Here is an 18,402-nt window from a genome sequence, read left to right on the forward strand (position 1 = left end):
ATGGAATTTGGCAGCGATATTTTACTTTGCGAAACATCCAACAAGGTTGCGCGCCTGACACTGAACCGACCGTCTGCACGCAACAGTCTGTCTATGGCGATGCTGGAAAGGCTGCACAGCGCGATTTGCGCTCTGGGATCGGACAACAGTATTCATGTCATCATCCTCGCCGGTAACGGTCCCGCGTTTTGCGCAGGCCACGACCTGAAAGAGCTGACAACCGCCCGTACGACCGAGGACGCAGGACGCGGGTTTTTCGAAAAAACCATGGATCTGTGTTCCCGGTTGATGCAGACGATTGTGACCTGCCCGAAGCCGGTGATTGCCCAGGTTCACGGCATCGCCACCGCTGCGGGTTGCCAGCTTGTCGCAAGCTGCGATCTTGCGATTGCCTCGCGGGACGCCAGGTTCGCCACACCGGGCGTCAACATTGGCCTGTTCTGCTCAACCCCGATGGTGGCGCTCAGCCGCAATGTGTCACGCAAACACGCGATGGAGATGCTGTTGACGGGTGACATGTTTTCCGCGCAACAGGCTGTAGAATTCGGCCTCATCAACACAGTTACCGCGCCCGAGGTATTGGCGGCAGACACGGACGCCATGGCCAGCAAGATTGCCGCAAAGGCGCCAGCTACCGTGAGGATCGGCAAAGAGGCATTCTACCAACAAGCCGAGATGCCGCTACAAGATGCCTACGATTATGCATCGCGTGTTATGGTCGCTAATATGATGAAACCAGACGCGGAAGAGGGCATTGGCGCTTTCATAGAAAAACGCGCGCCAACATGGCAGTCATTGGGAGGATAGCGCATGGAATGTTGCGGACCGGGTTATGCATCGCCGGCAGCGGCGATCGAGGCACCTCGGGAGAAGTTGCTTTACACGATTGCAATTTACACCGGAACGGGCATTCAAAAACCCGACTACCTTGCAACAGTGGATGTCGACCCGGACAGTCCGACCTATTCGCAAGTGATCCACCGGCTAGAGATGCCTGGGATCGGGGATGAGTTGCATCACATGGGTTGGAATGCCTGTTCTTCGTGCCATGACGACAATTCCATGAGCCGCAAATACCTGATCCTGCCGGGGGTGCGTTCGAACAACCTGCACATTGTCGACACCGCCGCCGACCCGCGCGCACCGCGGCTGCACAAGGTGATCCAAGGTGCTGAGATCAAGGCCAAGGCTGATCTGTCCGGCCCGCATACTGTGCACTGTCTGGGGTCCGAGATCATCATTTCCTTTCTCGGAAACGCCAAAGGCGAAGCGCCGGGGGGCTATTTGCATCTGGACAAAGACTTCAACATCGTCGGCCGCTGGGAAAGCTCGATGGGCGACATCAAATTCGGCTACGATTTCTGGTACCAGCCGCGCCACAATGTGATGGTCAGCAGCGAATGGGCCGCGCCCAACACGTTCATGCCCGGCTTCGATCTGGAAGAAGTGGGCCACCTGAAATACGGGCGCGAGCTGCACTTCTGGGATTTCGAAAAACGCGAACCGGTTGAGAGTTTTTATCTTGGTGAAGACGGCCTGGTCCCGCTTGAGGTTAAGTTTCACCACAACCCCGACAGCACGCACGGGTTTTGCGGGGCGGCGCTGTCTTCAAACGTTATCCACTGGTGGAAGGATGACACCGGCAAGTGGCAATGGGAAAAGATCGTCGATGTTGAAAACGAAATGCACCCGGAATGGCCGATCCCGCTGCCCGGGGTCATGTCGGCGATCCTGATCTCGATGGATGACAGGTATCTTTACTTGAACAACTGGCTGCATGGCGACATGCGCCAATATGACATCACTGACCCGCATAACCCCAAGTTGACCGGCCAGGTCTTCATGGGGGGATTGCTTGGCAAGGCACCGGTGGTGAACGGTGTTGAAATGGCCGGTGGTCCGCAGATGTTCCAGCTGAGCCTGGACGGGCGCAGGCTTTATGTGACGACCAGCCTGTTTTCCACCTGGGACAATCAATTCTACCCCGAAATCCGCGAAAAAGGCGGGGTCATGGTGATGATTGATTGTGATCCGGAAAACGGCGGCATGACCATCAACAAAAAGTTCATGGTTGATTTCGGCCAAGAACCGGGCGGTCCGGCACGGTGCCACGAAATGCGGTATCCCGGCGGCGATTGCACAAGTGACATCTGGCTATGACGATCCATACCGTAACCATCACGAACCGGGAAGGCGCAACCTACAAGGTCAACGCTCGCCGTCCCTTGCTGGAACAACTCAGGGATCAGGGCGTCGATCTTCCCTATGGCTGCGAATACGGTGGGTGCATTACTTGCGCGGCCAAACTGACCAAGGGTGAGATTGACCAACGACGGCAGGTCGCCCTCAACAACCGCCAGATCGAAAACGGATATGTGATCTTGTGCGTGGCGCGCGCAACATCCGACATCACCCTTGAGATTGGTGTCGAAAGCCACGACAGACTCTACCGCAATCCGTTCCTGGATCCGCTTGAACCTCATGAACTCAAGGCAGATATCGCAACGCCAAAGGAGACGTAAATGCCCGAAGCAGATATCGATCGCATCTACGATTATGATCCCGAATACCTGGCCGATATCCTCAAGTCGGTCAAAACCATCGCCATGGTCGGGGCCAGCGCGGACAAGACCAAGTTCAGCTATGGCGTACTGCGTCAGCTCAGCGAAATCGGCTATGATATCTTGCCGGTGAACCCAAACCCCAATGTCACAGAAATCCGGGGGCTGAAAGTCTATCATGCGCTGGAAGAGATCGACAAACCGGTCGACATGGTTGACGTATTCCGCCCGAAAGAAGAGCTTTACGGGTTCTCCGAAAAAGCGATCGCCATTGGCGCCAAAGTCCTCTGGGGGCAAATCGGCGTTTACGACGACAGGGCCGCAAAACTGGCCGAGGATGCAGGTCTGAAGGTCGTGATGAATCGCTGCCCCAAGATCGAGTTATTCCGCCCCTTCTGGAAGCCGAGGCTCGATCTGAAAATATGAAAGAATAACCGCACCTCACCTGCTGCGGCCCCGGGATTGGCATCACGCGACTGACCGCTGGAGTCACCGAATGACCATGTGAAACGGCGTTTTGAAAAAAGGATGGCACCCTGCCCCCTTTTAGTAGCGCTAAAGACAGGGCCGAACAGGAAATACCACCAATCTGCTAGACAATCCTGAATGTCTCCAACTCAGCCCAAAAATCATAAGGCCCACCGGAGCTGTCCGTTTACTGCTTTGGTAACAGGAAGACCAACGGCAATGTCAGACTACGAGCAGATTTGGCGGTCTGGCGATTTGCCAATGGGTTTTTGCCACTATGACTGGTCAAACAGGCGTCTCAGGTGCGAATGTACTGGTTCGCGGCGTTCTGGTCAGCGGTATAGTCCCACGCGGTGCCGTTGGCCCTCATTGCCTCATTAACCACCTGCTTCTGGGCGAGGCGCTCCCAAACTTCGGATTCAATTCTTTCCAGATCGAAGGACCCGCCCGTGATCTCGTGGTTCAGCTTTGCCTCGATTTCAGCAAGATCTGGATCCCCGGCGAGGTTGCTCCATTCACCTGGGTCTTGCACGAGATTGTACAGTTGCGGAGGCGAACCATGGCAATAGTGATATTTGCAATCACCCAGCCGCACCATGAAGCTGGGGCGCATGATGCCTTCGCCGTGATATTCGGAAATCACTGGAATGTCGTCCAGCGCAGCGCCGTGAATAGCCGGTAGCAGGGATCTGCCTTCTAGTGGCCGCACTGGTGTCTGCCCTGCGATGTCAATCAGGGTTGCGGGCACATCCAGCAAGGAAACCGGTGTTTCGATCTGCCGGGGCTCGACGCCCGGGATGTCGATAAAAAGCGGGATCCGGGCAGACCATTCGTACAATCCCCTTTTCTGGATCATACCCTTTTCGCCCAGCATTTCTCCGTGATCGGATGTGACGATGACAATTGTGTCGTCTCGTAAGCCGTTGTCTTCAAGCACCTCCAGAAGTTCACCAATCTTGTCGTCTACGTAGTGGGCAAGGGCGGCAAAGCCGCGGCGCATCGCAATCAGGTTCTTCGGGTCGCGGATTTCACCGCCCCGGATGTGCAGCCCATGCCAGCGGCGCAATGCGTGGTCATAGTCGGAGTACCTGGTATCCATGTCATCGGGATAGTCAGGTAGGGGTATGTCTGCATCTTTGTACATCTCCCAGTATCTTTTTGGGACTGTGTAGGGCGGGTGGGGATTGGTGAACGAGACCGTCAGCAGCCAGGGGTTGTCACGGGGCGCGCGCAGAAACTCCAGAGACTTGAAATGGGTCTCTTCATCATATTGCAGTTCCTTGGACCACCCCGGCCCGATGTTTTTCGCCAGATATTGCGGTGTGAAGTCGAACGCCTTGAAACCCGGGTCATTTTCCGGGGGTAACGGGTAGGACCATATGAATCCGGACGGATAAACATCCGTATTCAGGCGGCGTTGGAAACCGTGCAGTTGATCGGCGCCGATGAAGTGCATCTTGCCTGCCAAAACGGTTTCGTACCCGGCATTGGTCAGGTAGTGCGCGAATGTCGGAATGAAACTGTGATAGGGGTCGCCGTTGTCATAGCAGCCCGTCGTCGACGTATAGAGCCCGGTCATGAAACAGGACCGCGCGGGCACACAGATCGGGCTTGGCGTGTAGGTGTTGGTGAAATTGGTCGCGCGTCTGGCTAGGGCGGTCATATTTCTGGTCTTCGCGCCGATGCCGCCGCAGGCTTCAAGCATGAAGGGGGTCATCTGATCCGCCATAATCAGCAGGATATTCGGTTGGCCTGAGGTCGTCATTTCAATGCCTCATGAAAATTGGAGGGATGTGTGGAAAAAATGTCTGCCGCGAAGACACCTGAGATGTGACTGCATAGAAACCGCGCATTTTCCCGGCGCATGTCAGCGATAATCTGGCTGCGACTTGCCTCTAGCGTCAACCGGTCCGCCCAGAGGGGACACAGGGAAGGATCGTGAATCTCGGCCGGCACGTGAAACAGGTCGGCTAAAAAATACAAAACCTCGCCTTCTGAGGAGAGGCGCACCACACGATGTCCTTTGGTCTCGCCGGGGGCGTCGATCAGGCAGATTTCCTGCGGCATAGGGACGGCGCTTTCACCAAGGTCCAGCAATCCCATCCGAAACAACACTTCAAGTGGCGACGCGTCGGCGGCAAGGCCGTCCGCCTGTTGTGCCTCGGGCGTCAGAGTGCCGTTGCTCCAGTCTTGCGGCGACAGAATATGCCGCGCATTTGGGAAAGTCGGTCTATTGCCGGTGCCTGTCACACCGCAGAAATGGTCGTGATGCCCATGTGTCAACAGGACATGCGATACACGCGACGGGGATATTCCGGCCCGTTCCAGACGTCGGACCATGCTGTCGCCCGTATGTTCGAAATCAGGATAGCGTTGTGGATCGCACGCGTCGATCAGGACTGAAAGGCCGGGTCCTGCCACATGCAGGCAATTTATCGGCAGGCGCGATCTACCGTCTGGAACAGCCAACGTACCCGGTGGGAACCAGCCGCGCAGATCGTCCCTAATTTCTCCCAAAGGCAAGACCGTAGCACATAGTGCACCGACCTTGATCTTTTGCGCCGCCCAGCTTGTCATCCTTCAACGGCCGCGCGGAACTTTCGGGCATAGCTGCCGCGATTTTTCACAAACCACACGGGTTGTTCGGGCTGCCACCAAAGCCTGTCCAGAGACTTGTCGGGATAGCTGGCGGCAAGAAACGCCTGACTCTCTGCGGGAAGCAAGTCTTTTGCCCCTGTTGCAGTTGGGTTGGCCCCGAACGCGGTGGCATAGAGCGCTGAACCATCCGGTGTGTTGACCCATGAAATCCAGTCCTGCGCGGGGCCGTGATCGGCCCTGAAACCAAGAACAAAATTCTGCAGATAGCAGTTGGCGCCCTCTGAAGGCGCAACAAAGCCGCAAGCCATTCCCTGCCGCTGAAGAGCCGCCATTGTCGTGTCCCAGTTGTATCCGATCCCGCAATCACCAGAGCGGAATGCATCGATACCTTCCTCCTCGCTAAACCAGAATCGGGAAACATGGGCTGCGCGTCCACAGAGGAATGTGGTGATAACATCATAGTTGGCGATCATCCGGTCCTCGAACGCATAGGACTCGTCAAACGGGTGGGGTAGCTTGCCAGCCGCCTCCAGCGCCCGCCCGGCGGCGACGAAGGCTGTGTCTTCTCGCATGGCCAGCTTGCCGGCATAGGCAGGGTCAAACAGCGTCATCAGGCTGATCTCCGCCCCACCCAGCGCGACAAAGCCTGAGTGATAGCCAATACCGGCACCGCCCCAGAGATTGGGCGCGCCATAGCGCTCGCCTTGAATGATCGTGTGGGCGTCGGCGTGAAAGGTCGGGTCGATCCGTCCATAGCCGACCCGGTCATCATCCAGCGGGGCAATCAGCCCGCTGTCAAACCAACTGACAAGCCTGTCGGTGGTCGGGCAGGCGATATCGAAGTCTTCGGTTTGCGCCACATGATGCATCTCATCCTGATTGCGCACCCCCCTGAACGACACGGCAATTCCAGTGTCGCGGGTAAATCGGTCAAACGTGCGCTTCAGACCTGTGTCATACCCTGCCCAGCCAAGAATTTTTAGCATGATCAGCCCACGTTGATGAATGATTGGCCTCAGATTTGCATGGCGCGACACAACAGTAATGCGCTATTCTGCCAAAATAGTATGGAATCCTGCCAATGTCACACAAGGGTCTTGCAGTCTTTGCCGTTCACAACGGGTTTTCCCTGTTTGGATATGGCGTTGCACGGGATTTGATCCGCATGGCCAATGACACTGGCAGCAACGTTCAGATCGAAGCAGTAACCGCTGCCGCCGTTACCGGCCCGGTTCACAGTTCTTGCGGAGCGGCCGTATTGGCCGACCAGGACCTATCAGCGATCTCGGAGGCAGACTATGTGTTTGTATGCTCGTCCCGTAACCTGTTTCCTGCAAAGTTCCCGGCTGCGGTGCTTGCCAATCTACGGGCTTGCCACCGTCATGGCGGTTGGGTCATCGGTCTTGGCACCAGTATCTTCGCTCTCGGTGAGGCGGGACTGTTGACTGGCAGGCGGGCCACAGCGCATCCGGCACAGCTTTCCGTGCTGGAAGATGCCTTTCCCGAAACACAGTTCACATTCCAGCCCTTTCTGATAGACCAGCGTATTGCAACCTGTGTCGGCGGGGATGCGGTTACCGATATGATGCTTGAACTTTTGTCGCGAGCCTTCGATCCGGCAATCGCCGAAAATGTTCGTCGCCATGTGCTTCTCAAACCCGAGCGTTCAGAAAACTTGGTCACCTCGATTGGACTTGAAGGATCTCTGGAAGACCTCGATCCACGGCTCGCCCGTTACATTCTGTTGGTCGAGCAGACCCTGTCAACCCCAATGCCCTTGGATGAGGTTTGCGCCTCGTTAGCCATTTCCGCCCGCACACTTTCCCGTCTGACCCACACTGCATTCCACTGTGCCCCCGGTGAACTTTCTACCCGGATCAGATTGACCTACGCCGCCAGTCTGCTGAAGTCTTCAACCAAAAGCCTGCCGGATATCGCAGAAGCGAGCGGCTATCGCAGCACCTCTCATTTCTCAGAGGCATTCAATGCACATTTTGACATCAGACCGGGGAAGTACCGGGCTTGTCAAAGACGGTCACTCGAGCCGAAAGATTGAACGGCGCCTCCGTTGCGCGATTGGTGAATTGGTGCGAATTGGCGCACCCAAACATTGAGAACGTGACTCGAGTCACGCGGGTTTTTCGATCAATCGCGGATCGCTTTGCCTAGGTTCCAGACTCATCGAGTTTCAGAGCCAGAAGGTGACGGCGGCTGCGAGTGCGATTGCTGATAGGAACACTTTCGGGAATCCATCGTAGCGGGTTGTTCCTCGGCGCCAGTCCTTCAAACTGCCGAACATGATCTCGATAAGTTTGCGTCTTTTGTAACTGCGCTTGTCGTATCGCAACGGCTTTTCGCGAGACTTCCTGCCTGGGATGCGGGTCCGCATCCCCTGTCTTTCAAGGCCTCTCGAAACCAGTTAGCATCGAAACCGCGGTCAGCGATCATCCAATCGGCGGCTGGCAGGTTACTCAGGAGTGCGTAGGCACCCGTGTAGTCACTTACCTGACCGGCCGTCTTATAAAGCCGAAGGGGACGACCAGAGGCGTCCGTTACGGTGTACAACTTAGTGTTCTTGCCACCATTGGTGCGACTCCTCTCGGAACATTGCTTCGCAATGCACTGCCGGGCAGTGGAGCAGACGTTAACGCCCCCCTTTTTCAGCCGCAGGATTGAGGCCGTGCGATGTGCCTTCAGATAGGTTGCGTAGATCCTGATCGCCTTGTGATCGGAATGCTCGGCGACCAACCCTTCCATGAACCGAGCAAACACCCCCTTTTTGCTTCAACGCTCCCAGCTGGTAAGAAGGGTCTTGGGCGGGCCATACTCCCTTGGAACATCCGATCATCTCAAGCCATTGCGATTGACGAAGATAATCCCGCTCAACACACGCTTGTCATCCACACGTGGCTTGCCATGACTTTTCGGAAAGTACGGTCTCAACCGAGCCATCTGCTCGTCGGCAACCAAAACAAGTTGCTCATCGCGCCTCCTGAAGTTCAGGAACTTGAAGCACCTCGGTGCGTCGACTGCAACCAAATCAGTGGGTCCAGAGCCTAGCCTTCCCAACTTGTCATGATTGCGCATCTTTTGCAGCGTCCCGCATCTGGCTGAGGGTTTGGCGGGGGGTCAGTGCCTCGGACGAGATGTTGAGATCCAGAACTGCGCCAGTCTCTGATGCTAGAGCCCGTTCAAACGCCGCCTCGAAGTCCTCGGTTTTTTCTACCCGCTCAGCGTGGTAGCCATACGCGCGCGCAAGTGCCGCGAAATCTGGGTTTTCCAATGTCGTACCCGAAACACGCTCGGGGTAGGTCTTTTCCTGATGCATCCGGATGGTGCCATAGGTCCCATTGTTTAGGATCAGCACAATGGGCTGGGCTCCGGCCTGCATTGCTGTGCCAAGTTCTTGACAATTCATCTGAAAATCGCCGTCTCCGGCAAAGCAGACAACGGTTCGATCAGGATGCGCAGTCTTTGCGGCCACGGCGGCAGGCAGGCCATAGCCCATTGCGCCAGACTGAGGGGCCAGCAGCCTTTGACCAGGGCCAAACTTGAAGAACTTGTTGGGCCAGACAGTAAAGTTGCCTGCGCCATTGGTCAGGATCGCATTCTCAGGCAAACGATCCCGCAGATAGGCCGAGACCTGTCCCATATCAACCGGGCTGGGCAGATCGGGCAGTTGGAAACCGGCCTCATAGTCCGCCCGTGCCTTGGCGCGCCAGCTCGCCCAACCTCCGGCAACCACGTGCTGAGAGAGAGCGGTCGCAAAGGCGTTCGGTCCGGATTGAATGCCCAGAGCGGGGATGTAGACCTTGCCGAGCTCCCGGTCCGAGGCGTGAACGTGGATCAACATTTGGTCCGGTTTGGGCACGTTCAGCAACGTGTAGCCTTCGGTGGTCATCTCTCCGAACCGAACACCAATCGCCAGAATTACATCCGCACCCTGTATCTGAGCTTTCGTAGCTGGGGTCATGCCGGTTCCGGCATCTCCGACATAGCTGGGTGAATGGTTGTCGAACAGGTCCTGAAACCGAAACGCGGCGACCACAGGAATATCAGAGCTTTCGGCAAAGCGCTGCAGGGCTGCGCTGCCGCCGGTATGCCACCCGCCGCCGCCAATCAGGATCAGCGGGCGTTCGGCACCCGACAAGGCCGAGAGAACGCCCGCAATCGCGTCGGGTGTCGGGCCAGGTTCGTGAATCTTGGCAGGGCCTGTCAGCGCAGGAACATCGGTCACATCGGTCAGCATGTCTTCGGGCAAGGCGACGACAACAGGACCCGGACGACCGGAAAGGGCCGTGGTCCAGGCACGGGCAAGGATCTCGGGCACGCGGTCCACCGTATCGATCTCGGTCACCCATTTGGCGACGGTCCCGAAATAAGCACGATAGTCGATCTCTTGAAACGCTTCACGGCCTTTCATATCGGTACCCACCTGACCTACGAACAAGATCATCGGCGCGCTGTCCTGCATAGCCGTATGTACCCCGATCGAGGCATTGGTGGCCCCCGGGCCACGGGTCACAAAACAGATGCCCGGCTGACGCGTCAGCTTGCCGTATGCGGCGGCCATGAAAGCCGCCCCGCCTTCATTGCGACACAGAGTAAAGTCCAACGCGCTGTTGGTGTCCTTGCGGGCGCTGGTGGTATCATGCAGCGCGTCCAGCACCGCCAGATAGCTTTCCCCAGGCACACCGAAACTGTGCCGTGCCCCAAGCGCCTGCAAGCATTCTACAAGAAGTGTTCCGCCATTTCGTTCTGTCATTTCGGATCCGTCATTTTCAAGTACCTTCGTCACAGCCCAACAACGCCATTATCAGAGCGTCTGCGCAAGGTTAGAAATGACGCCCGCGCTTGCTACCTGCTCTTGTACCTGTGATCAGCCGAACAAAAAGCAGCTTTTGAAAGCTGGATGCGTTCCCTGATTCACGTTGACGTCACGACCGCCGCGCCGCATGCGGGCTGATGCCAATACGACTTCGAAACGGTTCTGAGAAATTGTTGGCTGAACAAAAGCCGGTGACCACGGGAAACCTCTTGAGCAGACAAATGGGTTTCATGCAATAGGCCTTGGGCATCCCCGAGTCTCAGGTTGCCGTAGTAGGGCGCAGGTGTCCTATTCAGATGCTTGGCAAACTGCCGCCGGGTAATCGCGTCGGCCTGCAACAACTTGTTCAGCGTGACCGGGCCTTCGATTGAGGATTCCCATTCGTTCGAGAATGTTCAGGACGGCCGGGTATCACTTTGGCAACCGGCTGCCGTTGCAGGCGGTGGGTAGTGTGCTCAAAGGTCATGACACATGCTGGAATCTGCGGTGTCAGGTGTGAATCAATCGATGATCTGGATGGGCTGGCCCAGGGCATCGGCGTCAGGCGTGACGCCCAGACCAGGGCCGTCCGGCGGCGTGATGCGGCCGTTTTCGCGAACTGGACCATCAGGCGCGAGGCGTGGGCTGACATAGTGACTGAGGTCGCAGGTGTTCATGACACCACGCGCAGGTGTGGATGCGGCCAGATGCAGAAGCGCGGCGGTCGTGATGTCGCTGCCCCAGGTATCCTCGATACACATCTGTGTGCCCAGGATCAGACAAAGGTCTCGGATCTGCCGCATCGCGGACAGGCCGCCCATTTTGGACAGCTTCAGTGCCGCCGCCTGCATACAGCCCAGTTTATGTGCCTCAAGAACCGAGGCGATATCGTGGACGTTTTCGTCGATCTTCATCGGCAGGCCCGTCGTGCGCTGTACATGGGCACATTCCTGCAATGTGGCGCAGGGCTGTTCCAGCATCACATCCAGATGCGCCGCCGCGCGCCCGACCCGGATTGCGGTCAGTGCGTCGGTGCCGCAGTTCCAGTCGCCATAGACCAGAGGCCCTGCCCCGACCGCCTCGCGCACTTTGGCCAATCGTTCCACATCCGCCTGCCAATCGTCATCCGCACCGAGTTTGACCTGGAACTGGCGCATGCCTGTATCATACGCGTCGCGCGCCATACGTGCCATTTCCTCCGGGGCAACGCAGGTGATCGAGTGATAGAGAGGCATGTCCCTGACCTGTCGTCCACCCAACAGACGGTGAAGAGGCAGACCCGCCGCCTGAGCGGTCAAATCCCACAGGGCCATGTCGATGGCGGACTTGGCGTAGCCGTGGCCGTGCAGGTATGTGTTCAGCCGCTCCATCAGGGCTTCGGGGCCAATAGGGTCGGCACCGATCAGAACCGGTGCCAGCTCTGTCACCACGGGGGCCACGCCTTTTGCATAGGCCGGCAGATAGTGGGGGATCGGGCAAACCTCACCCCATCCGTGATGTCCCGTATCCGTATCGATCCGCAACACAACCGATATGGTGGTGTCGCAGGTCTTGCCATCGGCCATATAGTAGGTCTCATGGCTGGTCAGCGGGACTTCCCACAGCGCGATGCGCGTGATCCTCACGTCAGGCTTCCCCTACTTGTTCAAGCATTGGCGCATCGGTACGAGGCAGCAGACTGGCCGGGTCATAGGCCGGTTCACCAAGGATGCGCCCCTTGCGTGGCGCACCGGCAATGATCACTTCAACCTCGGTGCCCGGAACATTTGCCGGCGGTTTGACATAGGCGAAGGCCAGGATCTTGCCGACCGTATGGCCATAGGCGACCGAGGCCGTGGCACCGACGATTTTGCCATCCAAAACGACAGCTTCACCGCCATTGCCGTCCTCGACCCCATCGGGTTCGATTTCCAGATAGGCGCAGATCCACGGCATTTCGCCGTGTTCGGCCTGTTCTGCGCTGACGCGGGTGGCCTCAACGCCCAGATAGTCTTTGTCCAGTGTCATGAAGCGGCCCACATTGGCCTCGGGCAGCGTGACCTCGTTGGTCAATTCACCTGCGCCGGGGAAGGCTTTTTCCATCCGCATGGCGTTCATTGCAAATGACCCGTAGTTGACGATGCCATAAGGTGCGCCCGCTGCCCAAAGCGCAGAATAGACGTCAACGCAGGCGGCATCCGGCATGTGCAATTCCCAGCCCAGTTCACCCGCATAGGACATGCGAAACGCCCAGACTTTGTGGCCCGCGACGGTGATTTCCTGCGCCGACAACCACCGGAACCTCGCATTGGACAGGTCCGCATCGGTGCATTGCGCCAGCACATCGCGCGATTTCGGGCCGTTCAGGGACAGGGCCGACCAACCTGCGGACAGGGCCGTTATGGTCACGTCCTCATCTGCGCGGTTGTGGTTTAGATGGTCCAGAAGGCGTTGTTCGAAGAAGGCGGCGCAGACCAGATAGAACCGGTCGTCCGCCATGCGGACCAGCGTGGTCTCCAGCTCAACCCGGCCCCGGCGGTTCAGCATATGGGTCAGAGTGATCGAACCGGTTTTCTGCGGCATCTTGTTAGCGGTCAAACGGTCCAGCAAGACGTATGCGTCAGGGCCTGCGACCTCGACCTTGGTAAAGGCGGTCACGTCCATGATGCCAACGCCGGTCCGGACGGCTTTGACCTCGGCACCGACCACATCATGGACCACGTTGCGGCGGAAGCTGTAGTGATCGCGCTGTTCGACACCCTCGGGCGCAAACCAGCGAGGGCGCTCAAACCCATAGACCTCTTCGTACACCGCACCCTTGTCCTTGAGGAGTTCATAGAGCGGTGACGGCTTGATCGGACGCCCTTCCAGACGGTTGAAGTGCGGAAAGGGAATCTCGTGACGCAGTTTGTAGTCTTCGTGTGCCTTGATGACCTGCCAATCCTTCTTGGCATAGCTGCCAAAGCGGCGGGGGTCATAGTCGCGCATCGAGATATCGGCCGCACCATGGACCATCCACTTGGCCAGCTCGCGCGTCAGTCCCGGGCCCCAACCAATACCGATCTGAGTACCGCAGCAACACCAGTAGTTCTTGACGCCCGGCGCCGGGCCAACCATCGGGTTGCCGTCAGGCGGATGGCTGATCGCACCGTGCACTTCGCGGGTGATACCCAGTTCGGCAAAGATCGGCATCCGGTCGAGCGCGTTTTCCAGCCACGGCATCACCCGGTCATAGTCAGCCTCGAACAACCAGTTCTCGTAGTCCCACGGGCATTCATCATGCCAGACCGAATTCACGTTGTCCTTTTCGTAAATCCCGATCAGACCCTTTTTCTGCTCCATCCGAATGTAGCCCGAGACCTGTTTGTCGTCCCGGATCACTGGCAATTCCACGCCCAGATTCTTGAATTCCGGCACATCCTCGGTGACGAAATAATGGTGTGTCATGGACGTCATGGGGAGCTGCAGACCCGACCATTCGCCCATCTGGCGCGCATAGGTGCCGCCCGCGTTGACCACATGTTCGCAGGTGATCGTGCCTTTTTCCGTTTCGACCACCCATTGGCCCGCATCGTTTTGCGTGATGTTGGTCGCGCGGCAGTGGCGGAAGATTCCAACACCTTTTTTGCGCGCACCCGTGGCCATCGCCATGGTTACGTTCGACGGGTCCACGTGGCCGTCATCCGGGGTGTAGAGCGCGCCCAGAACACCGTCCAGATTGTAGAACGGGTGTTTTTCCGCGATGAACTCGGGCCCTACCAGCTCGATATTGAAACCCAGCGCGCGGCCCACGGACAAAGTGTGGCGCAGCCAGTCCATCTCATCTTCTGTATAGGCCAGACGGAACGAACCGCAGCCGTGCCAGGTCACCGCCTGACCGGTCTCGTCCTCGAGCGTTTTGGAATACAGGTTGATATTGTAGTCCACCATGCGGCCCAGCCCATAAGAACTGGTGGAATGGGTGATCTGACCCGCCGCGTGCCATGTCGATCCGCTGGTCAGTTCTGCCTTTTCCAGCAGGATGGTCTCATCGCCCCAGCCTTCGTGACCCAGATGGTACGCCAGGCCGCAGCCCATAACACCACCACCTACAATAACGACCTTGGCGCGTTGAGGCAGTTCTTCCTTGGACATCGCAAAATTCCTGTTCGAGAGTCGCAGATTTCTGTGGATTTGATAATCAAACAAATGTACCACGGTCAACAATAAACGAAACAAATGATCGTACCATGAGGCCGAATGGGACAAACGGTTGTATCAAAATCAGTCCTGAACCGCTTGTCGGTTGAGCTGGACGACCTGACCCCCGAAGCGCGCAAAGCCGCGCGATTTGTATTGGAGAATCCGCGTGATGTGGGGTTTCTGACGGTTCGCGAGTTTGCGGATGCGGCCAATGTAAAGCCAAACACGATCGTCCGCATGGCCCGACAGGTCGGGTTCGACGGCTATGACAATTTCCGAGAACCTTTCCGCGAGGCGATTCGTACGGGTCAGATCAAACCACAGGATCGCGCGCGGTGGCTTCAAGACGTTCAAAAACGCGGTGAGATGGGGCGGCTCTATGCCGAGATGGCGACCAGCGCCCTCGGCAATCTGGAAAAAACGTTTGCCGGGATCAAAGAGTCCCAGATGACCGCCGCCGCCAAGGCAATCTGGTCGGCGCGAAAGGTCTATACTCTGGGCGTCGGTGTGCACCATTCAAACGTCAACAACTTCACCTATCTGGCGTCAACGGGCATGACCCAGTTCTACGCCATTCCCCAAACAGGATCGACTGCAATAGACGACCTGGCCTGGGCGACCGAGCAGGATGTCCTGATCGCCATCACCAGCCGCCCCTATCGCAACGAGGTTGTGACGGCGGCGAGACAGGCCAAGGATCAGGGCGTTATGCTGATCGCGCTGTCAGATTCCCCGGCCTCTCCGATTGCGCGCATAGCCGATCACAGCTTTACGATCGCTGTCGAAACACCACAGTTCTTTCCCTCATCCGTATCGACTCTGGCTCTGCTTGAGACGTTGCTCAGCTTTGTGATTGCCACCGCATCCGACGAAGTTGTCGCGCGCGTCGAAACGTTCCACGATCGCCGAAAGCAACTTGGTTTCTACTATGAGGACCCATCATGAATAAGCCACTCACGCATTCGCTGGACGCCAGATACTATACGGATCCCGCCGTTTTCGAGAATGAAATGAACGGGCTTCTGATGCGGACCTGGCAATATGCCGGTCATGCCAACGACATTCCCAATGTCGGTGACTATTTCGCGTTCGAAATCGCCGGCCAGAACCTGTTCGCGATCCGTGGCCGCGATGGCGTCATCCGCACTTTCTACAACGTGTGTCAGCACCGCGCCCACGAGATGGTGACTGGCACTGGCAACACCCGTGTCGTGGTCTGTCCCTACCATCAATGGTCCTATGAGTTGACCGGCGGGCTGCGCGCAGGCCCAAACGTGAAAAACGTCCCCGGCTTTCAGCGCGAGAAAATTTGCCTGACAGAGGTTCGCACCGAGGACTTCCTGGGCTTTATCTTCGTCAACCTCGACAAGGATGCCGAACCGATGGACGAATGGTATCCCGGCGTGCGCGAAGAGATCGCAGAGTTCGTTCCCCAAATCGACAATCTGGCACCGCTGGAATGGGTCGAGATTCCTGAAAACTGCAACTGGAAGGTTTCGATCGAGAACTATTCCGAATGCTACCATTGCCCCTCGAACCACCCCACGTTTGCCGAAGGGGTCGTCAAGCCCGAGACCTATGACATTCAGCCTGACGCAAACGGTGGCTATGTGCTGCGACACACGACAGAATGTCAGGCGCTGGACAAGATGACCTATCCAATCGATCTGGACAGCAACACACATGCGGGGGACTACCAGTCCTGGTTTCTGTGGCCGATGTTCTCGTTCCAATGCTATCCGGGGAACGTTCTCAACACCTATCATTGGCGAGCCAACACCGTCGACACCTGCACCGTCTGGCGCGGTTGGTACACCGAGGGCGGCCACGAAAGCGATGTGATCCGCGGGCTTGCCATACAGGATCGCCAGACCACGGTCGAAGAGGATATCCGGCTGGTCGAATCTGTCCATCGCGGCCTGAAATCCAAAGGGTATGTCCCGGGCCCGCTCGTCATAGATCCCAATTCCGGCGTGATGAGCGAGCATTCCATCGCCCGGCTGCAACAATGGATGCGCGAAGCGGTCGACTGACCCTTTGCACTCGTCACCACACGGGCTGGGGGAGTGCGGGTTCATTCCCAAGTTGCTGGAGAAGCAGGGCATGCACGATGTGAAACCCTATTGGCAGAACTATATTGACGGCCTTTGGGTCGATGGCGGCGCGTTTTTCGAGCCGACCATTCTGTTGGACCTTTCTCCTGAAATGACAATCGCCCATGGGACGCCATATGGTCTGGCGGGGAGTCTCTACCCGTGACATCCGCCGCGCAATCCGGGCCGCACAGCAAATCCGCGTTGGACAGGTATTTGTCAACGAGTGGTTTGCAGGCGGCGTCGAAACGCCGTTTGGTGGCTATGGAAGTTCCGGCTAAGAACTTGAACCTAAAGCTGCATCCGGCAAACCTCAAACGGGCCCGGCCAGCTTGATGAAGGAGTACAAAGATGGATGACAACCTGTTCGAACGTGGGTTGAAGCAGCGCAAATCAACGCTTGGCGCTGAATATGTTGAAAAGAACCTTGCGGCAGCGAATGATTTCACCCGTCCGTTTCAGGAGGCGATGACAGCTTGGTGCTGGGGTTTCGGCTGGGGCGATGACACGATTGACGCCAAAACCCGCTCGATGATGAACCTCGCCATGCTGGGTGCGCTTGGAAAGATGCACGAGTGGGAGATCCACTGCAAAGGCGCATTGAACAACGGTGTCACAAAAGAAGAAATCCAGTCGATCATACATGTTGTTGGAATCTATTGCGGGGTGCCGCAGTCGCTGGAGTGTTTCCGGGTCGCACGCAAGGTTCTGGAGGAGCGGGATTTGCTCTGACATCAGAGCGTCCGAAACTCGTCCTTGAGCCACGGGAATCGCAAGGTCATCGGCGTGATGAAGTGGCGCGCAATCAGATTCTGCAATGTGCTGTAGATAAGCCGCGAGGTCGCAGCCGGGTACACTTCTGAGGTGAAAAGGGACACGGTTCGCACGAACATCTTGCCCGGAAGGGAAATGACGCGAGTGTTTTCAAAGACGTCGGATGCGCGTAGATAACTTGCCGCTGTGGTGATCGCCCACCCGCTGCTTTCTGCCACCATTCCCATGATCGCCTGATTGCATTCCAACTCGAATTTGTTGGGAATATTCAGTTTGTTCCGCGTCAGCTGCGTTTCGATCAGCTGTCCGATCGTGTGTTCGCGCGAATACCGCAAAAAAGGCAAGGTGGCACTGGACTTTGTCAGGTCTCCGACTTCACCCGAATATGTCTTGGGCAATACCACGATGAACGGGTCCCTCATGAGAGGGTATTCAATAAGCCCGGCCACATTGCCCTCGGGTCGCGTTGCAATCCCGACATCAAGCTTTTGGGCCTGAAGCCGCGCTATGATCTCATGGCTGGGACGGGTGAAGTGGCGAAAACTGCACCGCGGCAATGAAGAATGGAGAATCTGGAACAGCTCGGGCGAGACTTCATTGTCGAAATCATCAACCAGCGCCAGCCGCATTTCGGCCGCATGGCGCCAACGCCCTGACCTCAGCTCTGCCTCGCCGCGACGCAAAGACGTAAGACCTTCAGCGACATAGCGTGCAAACACATTGCCTGCAGGTGTCAGAACCATCGGACGGCGATTGTGATCCACCAGATCGACATCCAGTGCTTTTTCCAGATTGCGCAAATGGTTGGACACAGTGCTGATAGAAAGGCCGGATTCATCTGCAACCTTCTGAATCGACCCAAGCTTTGACACCTGCTGGAAGACCTCCAACCACTTCAGACTGAGAGATTGTTTCATTCTACATCAGTTTCCCACAATAC

The 18,402-nt window shown here is 57.2% G+C and carries 17 protein-coding genes and 1 pseudogene; 10 read left to right on the forward strand and 8 right to left on the reverse strand.

Annotation, left to right across the window (positions count from 1 at the left end):
* From ACR0L4_RS12675 to ACR0L4_RS12690, 4 genes are read left to right on the forward strand one after another with little or no spacing between them, the layout of a single operon-like run.
* Window positions 1–807, forward strand: coding sequence for an enoyl-CoA hydratase (locus tag ACR0L4_RS12675; RefSeq protein ID WP_170749618.1), 807 nt, complete (start codon window positions 1–3; stop codon window positions 805–807).
* A gap of 3 nt (window positions 808–810) precedes the next feature.
* Window positions 811–2,160, forward strand: a complete 1,350-nt coding sequence (locus tag ACR0L4_RS12680; protein ID WP_480513384.1) for a selenium-binding family protein — start codon at window positions 811–813, stop codon at window positions 2,158–2,160.
* Window positions 2,157–2,522, forward strand: coding sequence for a 2Fe-2S iron-sulfur cluster-binding protein (locus tag ACR0L4_RS12685; RefSeq protein ID WP_170749620.1), 366 nt, complete (start codon window positions 2,157–2,159; stop codon window positions 2,520–2,522). The genes ACR0L4_RS12680 and ACR0L4_RS12685 overlap by 4 nt, the downstream gene beginning before the upstream one ends.
* Window positions 2,523–2,987, forward strand: coding sequence for a CoA-binding protein (locus ACR0L4_RS12690; RefSeq protein ID WP_170749621.1), 465 nt, complete (start codon window positions 2,523–2,525; stop codon window positions 2,985–2,987).
* Between the two features lie 340 nt (window positions 2,988–3,327).
* Here ACR0L4_RS12690 and ACR0L4_RS12695 read toward each other — a convergent pair whose 3' ends face one another.
* From ACR0L4_RS12695 to ACR0L4_RS12705, 3 genes are read right to left on the reverse strand one after another with little or no spacing between them, the layout of a single operon-like run.
* Complete coding sequence (locus ACR0L4_RS12695; protein WP_480513386.1) at window positions 3,328–4,794, reverse strand: sulfatase-like hydrolase/transferase; 1,467 nt, start codon at window positions 4,792–4,794, stop codon at window positions 3,328–3,330.
* Window positions 4,791–5,606, reverse strand: coding sequence for an MBL fold metallo-hydrolase (locus tag ACR0L4_RS12700; protein ID WP_480513388.1), 816 nt, complete (start codon window positions 5,604–5,606; stop codon window positions 4,791–4,793). Before ACR0L4_RS12700 ends, ACR0L4_RS12695 begins: the two co-directional genes overlap by 4 nt.
* Window positions 5,603–6,613 (reverse strand): extracellular solute-binding protein, encoded by a 1,011-nt coding sequence (locus ACR0L4_RS12705; RefSeq protein ID WP_480513390.1) that lies wholly within the window; start codon window positions 6,611–6,613, stop codon window positions 5,603–5,605. The genes ACR0L4_RS12700 and ACR0L4_RS12705 overlap by 4 nt, the downstream gene beginning before the upstream one ends.
* A 95-nt stretch (window positions 6,614–6,708) precedes the next feature.
* Here ACR0L4_RS12705 and ACR0L4_RS12710 point away from each other — a divergent pair, with 95 nt between their 5' ends.
* Entirely contained in the window at window positions 6,709–7,683 is a 975-nt protein-coding gene (locus tag ACR0L4_RS12710; RefSeq protein ID WP_480513392.1) for a GlxA family transcriptional regulator, read from the forward strand.
* A gap of 132 nt (window positions 7,684–7,815) precedes the next feature.
* Here ACR0L4_RS12710 and ACR0L4_RS12715 read toward each other — a convergent pair.
* The 4 genes and pseudogenes from ACR0L4_RS12715 to ACR0L4_RS12730 form a co-directional block, all read right to left on the reverse strand.
* Window positions 7,816–8,611 (reverse strand): annotated as a pseudogene (locus tag ACR0L4_RS12715) (IS5 family transposase).
* An 89-nt stretch (window positions 8,612–8,700) separates the two neighbouring features.
* Complete coding sequence (locus ACR0L4_RS12720; RefSeq protein ID WP_480513394.1) at window positions 8,701–10,392, reverse strand: thiamine pyrophosphate-binding protein; 1,692 nt, start codon at window positions 10,390–10,392, stop codon at window positions 8,701–8,703.
* Between the two features lie 563 nt (window positions 10,393–10,955).
* Window positions 10,956–12,059: a mandelate racemase/muconate lactonizing enzyme family protein gene (locus ACR0L4_RS12725; protein ID WP_480513396.1), complete on the reverse strand. Its 1,104-nt coding sequence runs from the start codon at window positions 12,057–12,059 to the stop codon at window positions 10,956–10,958.
* Between the two features lies 1 nt (window position 12,060).
* Window positions 12,061–14,547 (reverse strand): FAD-dependent oxidoreductase, encoded by a 2,487-nt coding sequence (locus tag ACR0L4_RS12730; RefSeq protein ID WP_480513398.1) that lies wholly within the window; start codon window positions 14,545–14,547, stop codon window positions 12,061–12,063.
* A gap of 105 nt (window positions 14,548–14,652) precedes the next feature.
* Here ACR0L4_RS12730 and ACR0L4_RS12735 point away from each other — a divergent pair, with 105 nt between their 5' ends.
* The 5 genes from ACR0L4_RS12735 to ACR0L4_RS12755 all read left to right on the forward strand — a co-directional run bounded on the left by ACR0L4_RS12735 (window position 14,653) and on the right by ACR0L4_RS12755 (window position 17,420).
* Window positions 14,653–15,540, forward strand: coding sequence for a MurR/RpiR family transcriptional regulator (locus ACR0L4_RS12735; protein WP_480513400.1), 888 nt, complete (start codon window positions 14,653–14,655; stop codon window positions 15,538–15,540).
* The gene (locus ACR0L4_RS12740; RefSeq protein ID WP_480513402.1) at window positions 15,537–16,628 is read left to right on the forward strand and encodes an aromatic ring-hydroxylating oxygenase subunit alpha; all 1,092 of its coding nucleotides are present in this window, start codon (window positions 15,537–15,539) and stop codon (window positions 16,626–16,628) included. Before ACR0L4_RS12735 ends, ACR0L4_RS12740 begins: the two co-directional genes overlap by 4 nt.
* 70 nt (window positions 16,629–16,698) lie before the next feature.
* Window positions 16,699–16,854 carry a hypothetical protein gene (locus ACR0L4_RS12745; RefSeq protein ID WP_480513404.1) on the forward strand — a complete coding sequence of 52 codons (156 nt, stop codon included), beginning with the start codon at window positions 16,699–16,701 and terminating at the stop codon, window positions 16,852–16,854.
* Window positions 16,826–16,969: an aldehyde dehydrogenase family protein gene (locus tag ACR0L4_RS12750; RefSeq protein WP_480513406.1), complete on the forward strand. Its 144-nt coding sequence runs from the start codon at window positions 16,826–16,828 to the stop codon at window positions 16,967–16,969. The genes ACR0L4_RS12745 and ACR0L4_RS12750 overlap by 29 nt, the downstream gene beginning before the upstream one ends.
* A 70-nt stretch (window positions 16,970–17,039) precedes the next feature.
* Complete coding sequence (locus ACR0L4_RS12755; RefSeq protein WP_480513408.1) at window positions 17,040–17,420, forward strand: carboxymuconolactone decarboxylase family protein; 381 nt, start codon at window positions 17,040–17,042, stop codon at window positions 17,418–17,420.
* A gap of 2 nt (window positions 17,421–17,422) precedes the next feature.
* Here the strand turns inward: ACR0L4_RS12755 and ACR0L4_RS12760 are convergent, their stop codons facing one another.
* On the reverse strand, window positions 17,423–18,379 hold the full coding sequence (locus ACR0L4_RS12760) for a LysR family transcriptional regulator (RefSeq protein ID WP_480513410.1): 957 nt from the start codon (window positions 18,377–18,379) through the stop codon (window positions 17,423–17,425).
* Window positions 18,380–18,402: the final 23 nt, after the last annotated feature.

The organism is Ruegeria sp. AB5 (assembly GCF_056542645.1).